A 12529-nucleotide genomic window follows, 5' to 3' on the forward strand; every position below is an offset into this window, starting at 1 on the left:
CTCAACTTTTTTACATGTAATAAACAATCGCGATATATTGAAGTGCAGATGCAGCTAGGATAAAGAGATGCCAAATCATGTGGAAATAAGGTTTTTTCTTAGCGTAAAATCCAGCTCCAACTGTATAACAGAGCCCACCAGTTACCATAAGACTCCAGAAAATTGGCGTTGTTTGACTGATAATGGCAGGAATGATAGCCAGAACCAACCAGCCCATGATCAGGTAAAGGGCAAGGCTGAATTTCTCATTGACCTTTTTAGCAAAGATTTTATAAAGGATGCCAAAGATGGTCGTTCCCCACTGAATGGCAATAATCAGATAGCCAAACCAGTTATTCATCAAAGTCAATACGACCGGCGTATAAGAGCCCGCGATGGCCACGTAAATCATAGAATGGTCGATGATTCGCAAGACGTATTTGTGGGTCGAACCATAGGCCATAGAGTGGTAAATGGTTGACGAGAGGAACATGAGAAAGAGACTGATAACAAAGATAGAAACGCCAAAAGATGATAAAAATCCGTGTGCTTCATAACTATAGGTGGATGAAATGGGGAGTAGGATGAGCATGATAACGGCACCCACAGCATGGGTCACGCTATTAGCAATTTCCTCTCCAAAACTGAGTTTTTTACTGAGTTTTAGACTGGTATTCATTGGATTTCCTCCTCTTCTTTGATAAGGATTAAGTCTAGAGTTTGATGATAGAGTTTAACCGTTTGACAGCTAGTTTGGATAATAGGATTTTCTGGATCAATCCCATGGTTCATGTAGTCTACAAAAGCATCGTAGAGCTGGTCTGAGCTCGCTTGAGTTTGCAGAGTATTAAGGGTCTGAGCGATTTCTTGGATCGAAAAGACAGACTTGAGAGTGGTGATGGCAATCAAACGGGCGATCTGTTTGCGTTGGTATTTTTTCTTGTCTGGCTTTGTCAGGTAACCATGTTTGACATAGTTATTGACCATAGATGCTGTTAGTCCCTTGTCCTTATCTGGAGAGATAGGGGCACAGACCTGATTGACATAAAGTAAAACCTGATCCAGATAGAGGTCAATGTTTGGAATGTCTTCCCATTTTGGGTAGGAAAAGTTAGAATTCATTTCCAACTCCTTTTTATCTAGTTTTAATAACTAGATTATAAAATAATAAAAAACAAAAGTCAAGTTTCAACTGCTTGTAGAAAGCTTTAAATTATGCTATGATGAGAGAAAATAGTTAGAAATGAGGGGAAAAGATGGAGATTCGTTTAGCTTTTCCAAACGAAGTGGATGCGATTATGCAGGTGATGGAGGATGCTAAAAAGTGCTTAGCCAAATCTGGTAGCGACCAGTGGCAAAATGGCTATCCAAATGCAGATATCATTATTGATGATATCATCTCAGGCCAAGCCTATGTGGCCTTGGAAGAAGGAGAACTGCTAGCTTATGCTGCTGTAACCAAGAGTCCAGAGGAAGCCTATGAAGCCATTTATGAAGGAAGTTGGCAGGGGGAAGAATCAGAATATCTGGTCTTTCACCGTATCGCTGTGGCAGCAGATGTCCAAGGACAAGGTGTTGCTCAGACTTTCCTAGAAGGCTTGATTGAAGGTTTTGATTATCTAGATTTTCGCTCAGATACGCATGCAGAAAACAAGGCCATGCAGCATATCTTTGAAAAGCTAGGCTTCCAACAGGTTGGTAAGGTTCCAGTTGATGGGGAACGTTTGGCCTATCAGAAATTAAAAAAATGAAGCAGAAAAAGTACGCAAAGATGCTCTACCCGTCGCCAATTGGAACTTTATCCTTAGTTGCTGACGAGCAATATTTGTATGGAATTTGGGTACAGGACCAAACTCATTTTGAGAGGGGATTAGGAGATGAAACGATAGAAGAAGTTGCTAGCCATCCTGTATTAGAGCAAGTTATTTCCTATTTAGATACCTATTTCGAAGGCAGTGTTCAGGATCTATCTGACTTATCTTTGGCTCCTATTGGAACAGATTTTGAAAAGCGGGTTTGGGATTACTTACAGGCCATTCCTTATGGTCAGACAGTAACTTATGGACAAATAGCACAAGACCTGCAAGTGGCTTCTGCTCAAGCGATTGGAGGAGCAGTGGGGCGCAATCCTTGGTCCATACTTGTTCCCTGTCATCGGGTGCTGGGGTCAGGCAATCGCTTGACAGGCTATGCATCTGGAGTCGAAAAGAAAGCCTGGCTCTTGCAACATGAAGGTGCAGTATTTCAAGAAAATAAAAAATAGAAAGAAAAGAAGATGTTAGAATTTATCGAATACCCAAAGTGTTCAACTTGTAAGAAAGCAAAAAATGAATTGGAGCAACTTGGACTGGACTACAAAGCTGTCCACATCGTAGAAGAAACACCAAGTGAAGACGTGATTTTGAACTGGTTGGAAACTTCCGGTTTTGAAGTGAAACAATTTTTCAATACTAGCGGTATTAAATACCGTGAACTGGGCCTAAAAGATAAGGTGGGAAGTTTGTCAAAACAAGAAGCAGCCAAGCTTCTAGCCAGTGATGGCATGTTATTGAAACGTCCAATTTTGGTGGAGAATGGTGCTGTTAAACAAATCGGCTATAGAAAACCCTATGAGAACTTAGGTTTGAGATAGTTTTTATTTATCTCCTTGATAGGTAAAATATATAGCCTCCCTGTTTTAAAGTGTGATAAACTAGAAGATAGACAAAGTCTGAGTAGCCCGTAGCAAATAATTTGCTTGCGAGCAGAAGTATGATAGAATGAATCATTATCAGGAGAGGATGTTTTTATGACTGTTACAACATTTTTAGCATCAGATTGGTACCAAAGTTTGATGCAACTCATTCCGGATGGTAAACTCTTTAGTTTGCGTTCGGTCTTTGATGGAATTCCAAGGATTGTCCAACAACTGCCTACAACCTTGATGTTGACACTTGGAGGTGCACTCTTTGGTTTGCTACTTGCCTTGATTTTTGCCATTGTTAAGATCAATCGTGTTAAAATTCTATATCCCTTGCAGGCCTTTTTCGTTAGCTTCTTAAAAGGTACTCCAATCCTAGTTCAACTTATGTTGACCTACTACGGAATTCCTTTGGCACTGAAAGCTATCAACCAACAATGGGGCACTGGTTTCAATATCAATGCGATTCCAGCAGCGCTTTTTGCGATTGTGGCCTTTGCTTTTAATGAGGCGGCTTATGCAAGTGAAACGATTCGTGCAGCCATCCTTTCTGTTAATCCAGGTGAAATTGAGGCGGCGCGTAGTCTGGGTATGACTCGTGCTCAAGTTTATCGTCGCGTGATTATTCCAAATGCGGCGGTGGTAGCGACACCGACTTTGATTAACTCTCTTATCGGTTTGACCAAGGGAACTTCTCTAGCCTTTAGTGCGGGTGTTGTAGAGGTCTTTGCTCAGGCTCAGATTTTGGGTGGAGCCGATTATCGTTATTTTGAACGTTTTATCTCCGTTGCCCTTGTTTATTGGGTAGTCAATATCGGAATTGAAAGCCTCGGCCGTTTCATTGAAAAGAAAATGGCTATTTCCGCACCGGATACAGTGCAAACAGATGTGAAAGGAGACCTTCGCTAATGATTAAGATTTCGAATTTAAGCAAATCCTTTTCAGGACAAACTGTCTTGGATCATCTGGACTTGGATATCCAAAAAGGGGAGGTAGTGGCCTTGATTGGTTCATCTGGAGCTGGGAAATCTACCCTTCTTCGTAGTTTGAACTACCTTGAAACTCCAGATAGTGGAACGATTCAGATTGACAATTTTAAAGTTGATTTTTCTCAGATTAGCCAAGAAGAGATCCTAACCCTTCGTCGCAAGTTATCTATGGTTTTCCAACAGTTTAATTTGTTTGAACGACGAACAGCCCTTGACAATGTCAAGGAAGGTTTGGTTGTCGTTAAAAAATTATCGGATGAGGAAGCAACAAAAATCGCCAAGGAAGAGTTGGCTAAGGTTGGACTTTCTGACCGTGAAAACCATTACCCTCGCCACTTATCAGGTGGACAAAAGCAACGGGTTGCCCTCGCGCGTGCTCTTGCTATGAAACCAGATGTCTTGCTCTTGGACGAGCCCACTTCAGCCCTTGATCCAGAATTAGTCGGTGAAGTAGAAAAGTCTATTGCAGATGCTGCTAAGTCAGGTCAAACTATGATTTTAGTCAGTCACGATATGTCTTTTGTAGTCCAAGTGGCTGATAAGATTCTCTTCTTAGATAAGGGGAAAATCATCGAGTCTGGAACACCAGATGAGATTATCCACCATCCAAAAGAAGAACGGACAAAAGAATTCTTCGCTAGTTACAAACGGACTTATATTTGATATAATAGAAAAAGGAAAACTCAGTTAGTTGGACTAGCTGAGTTTACTCTTTAAAAAAGATAGAAACGAGAGAGATCATGCTGCTGCAACTGTTTTCCTTATATTTCGAGAGTTTGATCTTAACGACCATCCTTGTCGTGATTTTTCTGGGGATTTGGATTGGATTGAGAGCTATGTCTGGTGTGGACAAGACAGCCAAAGCTCGCCAAGCTCATCTCTATGATATGATTATGATTGGAGTTTTGGTCGTTCCGGTGTTATCCTTTGCCGTCATGAGTTTGCTCTTGGTTTTCAAGGCATAATCCTTGCGTGACTAGCAAGAATGAGTTAGAATAAAGATAGTTACAACAAGAAAGAAGGAATCAAAATGTACGATACGATTATTATCGGTGCTGGACCTGCGGGAATGACCGCTGCCTTATATGCTGCTCGAAGCAATCTGAAAGTGGCTTTGATTGAAGGTGGTCTGCCAGGCGGGCAAATGAATAATACATCTGATATTGAAAACTATCCAGGTTATGCTAATATCAGTGGACCTGAATTGGCTGAAAAGATGTTTGAACCACTTGAAAACCTTGGAGTGGAGCATCTTTATGGTTACGTTGAAAATATTGAAGACCAGGGTGACTTTAAGAAGGTAATCACTGATGATCAAGTTTACGAAACCCGTACTGTCATTGTGGCAACTGGGTCAAAACACCGTCTCTTAGGGGTTCCTGGAGAAGAAGAACTGAACAGTCGTGGTGTTTCTTACTGTGCAGTCTGTGATGGAGCTTTCTTCCGTGACCAAGACTTGCTCGTAGTCGGTGGTGGAGATTCAGCGGTAGAAGAAGCCCTCTTCTTAACTCGCTTTGCCAAGACTGTTACCATTGTTCACCGTCGCGACCAACTTCGTGCCCAAAAGGTGTTGCAAGACCGTGCCTTTGCTAATGAGAAAGTCAACTTTATCTGGGACTCTGTCGTCAAGGAAATCAAAGGTGAAAACCGAGTAGAATCTGTCGTATTTGAAAATGTAAAAACAGGTCAAATAACAGAGCAAGCCTTTGGTGGTGTCTTTATCTATGTTGGTTTGGATCCCGTTAGCGATTTTGTCAAAGATTTGAATATTCAAGATCAGGCTGGCTGGATTGTGACAGATAACCACATGAAAACTGCCGTTGACGGTATCTTTGCGGTTGGAGATGTTCGCCAGAAAGACCTTCGCCAAGTAACAACAGCAGTTGGAGATGGGGCTATCGCTGGTCAAGAAGCTTACAAATTTATTACAGAACATAGTTAATACACTTCGAAAATCTCTTCAAACCACGTCAGCTTCGCCTTGCCGTAGGTATGGGTACTGACTTCGTCAGTTCTATCCACAACCTCAAAGCAGTGCTTTGAGCTGTCTTAAGCTAGCTTCCTAGTTTGCTCTTTGATTTTCATTGAGTATAATCATAAAAAAGTTTCCAATCAACTTGATTGGAAACTTTTTTATAGTCTGTTTCGGAAAACTTCGTACATGAGAATGGCTGCAGCAACACTGGCATTGAGGCTTTGAACATGCCCATTCATCGGAATGGTAATCATTTCATCGACCTGTTTTTTGATGTTGCTAGAGATGCCTTTTCCTTCATTTCCGATGATGAGGGCGATTTTCCCTTTTGTATTCCACTTGTGGCAAGGGGTACCGTTCATATCCGTTCCAAAGGTCCAGAAGCCTTCGTCCTTGAGCTTATCTAAGGTTTGACTAAGGTTAGTCACTCGAGCAATCGGTACGTGCTCAATAGCTCCAGTAGCCGTTTTGGCAACGACTGGAGTTACACCGACAGCTCTGTGCTTAGGAATGATGACTCCTGAAACGTTGGTTGCATCAGCAGTTCTCAAGATAGAACCTAAGTTGTGAGGGTCAGTTAACCCGTCCAGAATCAATAGCAAAGGATTTTCTTCTTGGCGTATTTTTGCAAGGATGTGATCCAGCTCGCTATAGGCAAATTCAGAAACTCGAAGGACAAATCCTTGATGGACAGCGCCTTCGGTCATTTCAGAGAGGGATTTTTTTGAGGTCCAAGAGATGGAGACCTTTTTCTCAGCAGCCAGTTCCTTTACTTTCTCAACATTCTTACCTCGGAGATCATCTTGGAGGTAGAGTTTGTTTCCTGTATTTGCAAGGAGGGCTTCGGTAACGGCGTGGACGCCATAGACAATATCATTTGTTTTCATGCCTTTATTATAACACAAAACCCCGTCTTGCAACGGGATTTTCTTTATTCGAGGATGAGGAGTCCATCTTTGATAGCAAATGGGTCTTTCTCATTGATACGATCGTAGAACATGATTCCGTTGATGTGGTCAATTTCATGTTGGACAACGATAGAGTTGTATCCTTTAAGCTTGATGCGGTGTTTTTCTCCGTCCTTGTCAAAGTAATCAACAGTGACGCGGGCATGACGAACAACATAGCCTGGAACTACACGGTCGACAGATAGGCACCCTTCTCCTTCACCGAGGGCGGCGTCCTGAACAGAGTGGGATACGATTTTTGGATTGTACATAACAGCTTGCAGGTCGTAGGCTTCCTGAGGAGTTTCACCTTCTTCCACAATATTGGGCACTAAAACAGCGATAATGCGTTTTGAGATATCTAACTGAGGAGCGGCCAATCCAACCCCACCGCGGAGTCCCATCTTTTCAGCCATAACAGGATCCTGAGAATTTTTGAGGAATTGCATCATCTTTTCTCCAAGGATGATTTCCTGGTCAGACAGTGGGAAAGTGACCTCCTCAGCAACCGCGCGTAAAGTTGGGTTCCCCTCACGGATAATATCGTTCATATTAATTAAATGAGCAGCTTTTGTAATACGTTCTATAGCAGACATTTTCTCTCCTTTCATTACCTCTACATGATAACACAAAATAGGCGAGAAAGAAAGTCACAGAAGTTCCTAAAAAATAATATAATAAACGGTATTCCTCTTTTGTCTGTGGTATAATAAAAGAAAAGACTTGCAGTAAAAGCAAGGGGGGAATAAAGATGGAAAAGCGACAAGATAGATGGTCTCATGGTCCTATTTTTGGATTGTTGAAGAGTAGTATTGGTTTCTTTAGGAATTATAAATCTTGGACAAATGCCCAGTTTATTACGGTGCTGTTGCTTGCAGTTTCCTTGTCTATGGGGCTGAACTTGTTGACCCAAGCAGTACAAGGGAACAAGGGAACAAGTCCGAGTGGTCAAACAGTTGATTCTGCTCAGACGTCTAGTCAGTCTAAGGAAAATCAGTCTGCCGAAACGACAGCTCGTATCATGGCAAATGGTGACCTTCTCTACCATATTCCTATCTACCGAACAGCTCTGAAAGAAGATGGAACCTATGATTTCCATGAAAATTTTGAGTATGTAAAACCCTGGCTCAAACAAGCGGATTTAGTGCTTGGTGACTTTGAAGGAACGGTGAACAAGGACCACTACTTGGCAGGCTATCCTCTCTTTAATGCACCAGGGGAAGTCATGGATGCGATCAAGGATGCAGGCTACCAAGTTCTAGACTTGGCTCATAATCACATCTTGGATTCTCAAATTGAGGGAGTGGTTTCGACAGCTCAAGCTATTGAAAAGGCAGGGATGACACCCATAGGAGTCTACACACATGAATCCCGTGACCAAGCTCCACTAGTTATCAAGGAAGTCAATGGTATCAAGGTAGCTCTCCTAGCCTATTCTTACGGTTTTAATGGCATTGAGCAGTATATCTCTCAAGAGGATTATAATCGCTATCTTTCTGACCTGAATGAAGATAAGATGAAGGCGGAAATCGAACGAGCTGAGCAAGAGGCGGATATTACTGTCATCATGCCTCAGATGGGAATTGAGTACCAGCTAGAACCGACGGAAGAACAGAAAACACTGTACCATAAGATGATTGACTGGGGAGCTGATATTATCTTTGGAGGGCATCCTCATGTCGTTGAACCTGCTGAAACCGTTGAAAAAGATGGTGACAAAAAATTGATCATCTATTCCATGGGAAATTTCCTCTCAAACCAACGCATTGAAACCATGCAAGACGAGGAAAATGCCAAGTGGACGGAGCGAGGAGTTCTCATGGATGTGACCATTAAGAAAAAAGATGGCAAGACAAGGATTGAAACTGCTAAAGCGCATCCAACTTGGGTTAATCGAACTCCAAAAGGTACTTACTCTCCAGAAGGCTATCCGCTCTTCCTCTATCAGACCTATATCCTAGAGGACTTCATCGAGGGAGGCAGTCATCGTGATCAGTTGGACGAGGCGACCAAGGAACGAATTGACACGGCCTATAAAGAAATGAATGAACATGTAGGGTTGAAGTGGTAGGTGCTCACCCTAAAGGAGATATGATGACGATTAAATTAATTGCAACAGACATGGATGGAACCTTGCTAGACCCGAGAGGTCAGCTGGATCTGCCCCGCTTGGAAAAGATTTTAGATCAGCTGGATCAAAGGGATATCCGTTTTGTCATTGCGACGGGGAATGAAGTTCATCGTATGAGACAATTGCTTAAACATTTGGCGAGTAGAGTTGTCCTAGTCGTTGCCAATGGGGCGCGTATTTTTGAAAATAATAAATTGATTCAAGCACAGATCTGGGATAATGCTATGGTTGACACGGCTTTAGTTCATTTTAAAGGGAGGGAGTGCCGAGATCAATTTGTTGTCACTAGTATGAATGGGAGTTTTGTCAAGAAAGGAACTGTTTTTACAGAACTTGATAAATTTATGACTCCTGAGATGATTGAAAAACTCTATCGGCATACAAACTTTGTTGAAGAGCTCAGCTCGGGCCTCTTCGGTGGAGTGTTAAAGATGAGTATGGTCGTCGGTGAAGAACGCTCTAGTTCTGTTTTGCGGGAAATAAATGACCTCTTTAATGGGCATGTAAGAGCTGTTTCCAGTGGTTATGGTTGTATCGATATCCTACAGGCTGGGGTTCACAAGGCTTGGGGATTGGAAGAATTACTCAAGCGCTGGAATTTGCAATCGGAACAAATCATGGCCTTTGGTGATAGTGAAAATGATGTCGAAATGTTAGAGCTGGCTGGAATTGCCTATGCTATGGAAAATGCAGATGATAATGTCAAGGCAGTTGCGACTGCCCTAGCACCAGCTAACAGCCAGGCGGGCGTTTATCAAGTTCTAGAGAATTGGTTAGAGAAAGAGGGATAGGGTGGCAGTACAGTTATTAGAGAATTGGCTCTTAAAGGAGCAGGAAAAAATTCAAACCAAGTATCGTGAATTGAATCAAGTATCTGTTCTAGAGCCAGATATCATCTTTATTGGTGATTCGATTGTGGAATATTACCCTCTTCAAGAGTTGTTTGGGGTTGCCAAGACGATTGTTAATCGTGGCATCCGAGGCTATCAGACGAGATTGTTATTAGAGAATTTGGATGCCCATCTTTATGGTGATGCTGTGGATCAAATTGTTCTCCTAATAGGAACAAATGATATTGGAAAAGATATTCCCATAAATGAAGCCTTGGATAATCTTGAAGGTGTGATCCAATCGATTGCCCGAGAATATCCGCTGTCACAAATAAAGCTCCTTTCGATTCTACCGGTCAATGAAGGAGAAGAATACAAGCAGACAGTATATATTCGTACCAATGAAAAGATCAGAGAATGGAATCAAGCCTATGAGGCTCTAGCATCCGCCTATATGCAGGTAGATTTTGTGCCTGTTTATGATAGTTTGACAGATACAGAAGGACAACTCAAAAAATACTATACAACAGATGGCCTCCATCTAAGTGTAGCAGGTTATCAAGCCTTATCAGAAGCCTTAAAAGGGGTTCTTTTCTAAAGAAACGGCTTGATTTTGCATTTTTTATGAAGATAAGTTATAATAGTTCTAACATCCTGGGGTCGTTACGGATTCGACAGGCATTATGAGGCATATTTTGCAACCCGTGTGGTGACGTAAACGCTCAGTTAAATATAACTGCAAAAAATAACACTTCTTACGCTCTAGCTGCCTAAAAACCAGCAGGCGTGACCCGATTTGGATTGCTCGTGTTCAATGACAGGTCTTATTATTAGCGAGATACGATCAAGCCTTGTCTAGTGGTTTGATAAGAGATTAATAGACTCGCAGTTCCTAGGTTTGAGTTATGTGTCGAGGGACTGTTAAACGAATACATAACCTATGGTTGTAGATAAATATGTTAGCAGATGTTTGGACGTGGGTTCGACTCCCACCGGCTCCATTGATAATTTACATTGTTTTGTAAATCTTTCTAAAACGTTGTTTTTACAACGTTTTTTATTTTATTCTTTGGTATTCTTTTGCAAAAAAAGAATACAACATTTTGTTGTATCCTAAATATTAAATCAAGTCCTGAATTTTCTTAAGTTTTTATCATATTTTCTGTTATAATTAAGGTGCCTTAAGAAAAATAATGAAAAAACTAAATGTTTTTCATATAGTTTTCATTTTTGTGTTATAATTAAGGTGCCTTAAGAAAAATATTAAGGTGCCTTAAGAAAAATAATGAAAAAACTAAATGTTTTTCATATAGTTTTCATTGTTTTAATAGTTTAAAGTCAATCTTATTTTTCTCTAATAGAAAATAATGAAAAAGTAGGTTTAGAAAGAGGTAAGTATCTATGTCTTCTCATAAAAAAGTGTCACTCTCTGAGATTAATCAATCTATCGATACTCCAAATAACAATCATTTCTGGCAAAATTTAAATGCCTTTTTAGGTCCGGGTGCTCTTGTCGCAGTTGGTTATATGGATCCAGGAAACTGGATTACCAGTGTAGTCGGTGGTGCTTCCTATAAGTATAGTCTCTTGTTTGTTATCTTGATTTCATCTCTCATTGCCATGCAACTTCAGCAGATGGCAGGAAAGCTTGGTATTGTAACCCAGATGGACCTGGCTCAAGCAACGGCTCATCATTCACCTAAATGGCTTCGTTATAGTCTATGGGTGATTTTAGAATTAGCCTTGATGGCGACAGATCTGGCAGAAGTTCTAGGTTCAGCGATTGCTCTCAATCTTCTCTTTAAGATTCCGATTATGATAGCAATTCTCTTGACCGTGTTGGATGTTTTTCTCTTATTGCTTCTGATGAAATTTGGCTTTAAGAAGATTGAAGCTATTGTGACAACACTGATTTTAACCATTCTAGCAATTTTTACCTATCTGGTAGCTTTGTCACATCCAAGCTTCCAAGGAATCGTTGAGGGTTATCTACCGAATGCAACCTTATTTGAAAGTCCCTTGCCAGGGCATGAAAGTCAATTAACCTTGGCACTAGGGATCGTGGGAGCAACGGTTATGCCCCATAACCTCTATTTGCATTCTTCCTTGTCACAAACTCGGAAAATCAATCACAAGGACAAGAATGATGTTCGAAAAGCCGTGCGCTTTATGACCTGGGATTCAAATCTCCAATTATCCTTGGCCTTTGTGGTTAACTCCCTTCTATTAATTCTCGGGGCGGCTCTCTTTTTCGGCCATGCATCTGAGATTTCTGCCTTCTCTCAAATGTATAATGCCTTGCAGGATTCTACTATTGCAGGAGCTATAGCTAGCTCGACCTTATCAACCTTGTTTGCCTTGGCTTTATTAGCCAGTGGTCAAAATTCGACAATTACGGGTACCTTGACTGGACAAATCGTTATGGAAGGTTTCTTGCATATGAGATTACCTCAATGGTTCATTCGTTTGGCAACTCGTCTCTTTGCCTTGTTGCCTGTCATGATTGTAGCGGTTCTGTTTGGTCATCAGGAAAAAACATTAGATCAGTTATTGGTTTATTCACAAGTCTTTCTTTCGATTGCTCTTCCATTTTCAATCTTCCCACTGATTTATCTAACTTCTAAGAAATCACTGATGGGAGAATTTACCAATGCCAAATGGAATACCATCCTTGGCTATATCGTTTCCATTATCTTAACAATTCTCAATGTGAAATTGTTATTTGATATTTTCTAAGAAATTCACCCGAGTTATAAAACAAGCATATAAGAAAAAAGATACCCAAGATTTCTTGGGTATCTTTTTTAAAATAAACGGAAGACATGGGATTCGAACCCACGCACGCTGTTACACGCCTACCGCGTTTCCAACACGGCCTCTTAAGCCTCTTGAGTAATCTTCCAATACTTACTCAAATAGTCTACCATAAAGGCCCTTATCTTGCAATAAAAATTCTAGAAATAAGGAAAATGATAGATTTTGAAAGAAAATGATAAAA

The 12529-nt window shown here is 41.0% G+C and carries 15 protein-coding genes, 1 tRNA gene and 1 other RNA gene; 12 read left to right on the top strand and 5 right to left on the bottom strand.

The genetic code is table 11. The features are described 5' to 3' along the window. Positions 1 to 10: 10 nt before the first annotated feature. Together trhA and B7720_RS06685 are read right to left on the bottom strand one after the other, a co-directional pair. Positions 11 to 658, bottom strand: a complete 648-nt coding sequence (trhA, locus tag B7720_RS06680) for a PAQR family membrane homeostasis protein TrhA (RefSeq protein ID WP_001097972.1) — start codon at positions 656 to 658, stop codon at positions 11 to 13. Beyond that, positions 655 to 1101: a DUF1836 domain-containing protein gene (locus B7720_RS06685; protein ID WP_001087578.1), complete on the bottom strand. Its 447-nt coding sequence runs from the start codon at positions 1099 to 1101 to the stop codon at positions 655 to 657. The genes trhA and B7720_RS06685 overlap by 4 nt, the downstream gene beginning before the upstream one ends. 134 nt (positions 1102 to 1235) lie before the next feature. Here B7720_RS06685 and B7720_RS06690 point away from each other — a divergent pair, with 134 nt between their 5' ends. From B7720_RS06690 to trxB, 7 genes are all read left to right on the top strand, one after another. Further along, positions 1236 to 1730 (top strand): GNAT family N-acetyltransferase, encoded by a 495-nt coding sequence (locus B7720_RS06690; protein ID WP_084851634.1) that lies wholly within the window; start codon positions 1236 to 1238, stop codon positions 1728 to 1730. Further along, positions 1727 to 2242: a methylated-DNA--[protein]-cysteine S-methyltransferase gene (locus B7720_RS06695; RefSeq protein WP_084857181.1), complete on the top strand. Its 516-nt coding sequence runs from the start codon at positions 1727 to 1729 to the stop codon at positions 2240 to 2242. Before B7720_RS06690 ends, B7720_RS06695 begins: the two co-directional genes overlap by 4 nt. A gap of 12 nt (positions 2243 to 2254) precedes the next feature. After that, entirely contained in the window at positions 2255 to 2611 is a 357-nt protein-coding gene (locus B7720_RS06700) for an arsenate reductase family protein (protein ID WP_084857182.1), read from the top strand. A gap of 156 nt (positions 2612 to 2767) precedes the next feature. Further along, a complete protein-coding gene (locus B7720_RS06705; RefSeq protein WP_084857184.1) occupies positions 2768 to 3568 on the top strand; it encodes an amino acid ABC transporter permease in 801 nt (266 codons plus the stop codon). After that, positions 3568 to 4311 carry an amino acid ABC transporter ATP-binding protein gene (locus B7720_RS06710; protein ID WP_084857185.1) on the top strand — a complete coding sequence of 248 codons (744 nt, stop codon included), beginning with the start codon at positions 3568 to 3570 and terminating at the stop codon, positions 4309 to 4311. Before B7720_RS06705 ends, B7720_RS06710 begins: the two co-directional genes overlap by 1 nt. 77 nt (positions 4312 to 4388) lie before the next feature. Continuing rightward, positions 4389 to 4613 (top strand): DUF4059 family protein, encoded by a 225-nt coding sequence (locus B7720_RS06715; protein WP_000926603.1) that lies wholly within the window; start codon positions 4389 to 4391, stop codon positions 4611 to 4613. A 65-nt stretch (positions 4614 to 4678) separates the two neighbouring features. Beyond that, positions 4679 to 5590, top strand: a complete 912-nt coding sequence (gene trxB, locus B7720_RS06720; protein WP_084857187.1) for a thioredoxin-disulfide reductase — start codon at positions 4679 to 4681, stop codon at positions 5588 to 5590. 191 nt (positions 5591 to 5781) lie between these two features. Here the strand turns inward: trxB and rlmB are convergent, their stop codons facing one another. Then, positions 5782 to 6510: a 23S rRNA (guanosine(2251)-2'-O)-methyltransferase RlmB gene (rlmB, locus tag B7720_RS06730; RefSeq protein WP_007521462.1), complete on the bottom strand. Its 729-nt coding sequence runs from the start codon at positions 6508 to 6510 to the stop codon at positions 5782 to 5784. A gap of 44 nt (positions 6511 to 6554) precedes the next feature. Continuing rightward, positions 6555 to 7166, bottom strand: a complete 612-nt coding sequence (def, locus tag B7720_RS06735; protein ID WP_001272963.1) for a peptide deformylase — start codon at positions 7164 to 7166, stop codon at positions 6555 to 6557. Between the two features lie 155 nt (positions 7167 to 7321). Between def and B7720_RS06740 the strand changes: the two genes are divergently transcribed. The 5 genes from B7720_RS06740 (at position 7322) to B7720_RS06760 (ending at position 12267) form a co-directional block, all read left to right on the top strand. Continuing rightward, on the top strand, positions 7322 to 8641 hold the full coding sequence (locus B7720_RS06740; RefSeq protein ID WP_084857189.1) for a CapA family protein: 1320 nt from the start codon (positions 7322 to 7324) through the stop codon (positions 8639 to 8641). 23 nt (positions 8642 to 8664) lie between these two features. Beyond that, positions 8665 to 9492 (top strand): Cof-type HAD-IIB family hydrolase, encoded by an 828-nt coding sequence (locus tag B7720_RS06745; protein ID WP_084857191.1) that lies wholly within the window; start codon positions 8665 to 8667, stop codon positions 9490 to 9492. Position 9493: 1 nt separating this feature from the next. Next, positions 9494 to 10129 carry an SGNH/GDSL hydrolase family protein gene (locus B7720_RS06750; protein WP_084857193.1) on the top strand — a complete coding sequence of 212 codons (636 nt, stop codon included), beginning with the start codon at positions 9494 to 9496 and terminating at the stop codon, positions 10127 to 10129. Positions 10130 to 10187: 58 nt separating this feature from the next. Then, positions 10188 to 10535, top strand: a transfer-messenger RNA (tmRNA) gene (gene ssrA / locus B7720_RS06755). 397 nt (positions 10536 to 10932) lie between these two features. Then, entirely contained in the window at positions 10933 to 12267 is a 1335-nt protein-coding gene (locus B7720_RS06760; protein WP_000094601.1) for an Nramp family divalent metal transporter, read from the top strand. Between the two features lie 78 nt (positions 12268 to 12345). Here B7720_RS06760 and B7720_RS06765 read toward each other — a convergent pair. Beyond that, positions 12346 to 12433: transfer RNA gene (locus tag B7720_RS06765), tRNA-Ser, on the bottom strand. Positions 12434 to 12529: the final 96 nt, after the last annotated feature.

Origin of the sequence: Streptococcus oralis subsp. oralis, from assembly GCF_002096455.1 — a bacterium.
Lineage (GTDB): Bacteria > Bacillota > Bacilli > Lactobacillales > Streptococcaceae > Streptococcus > Streptococcus oralis_CY.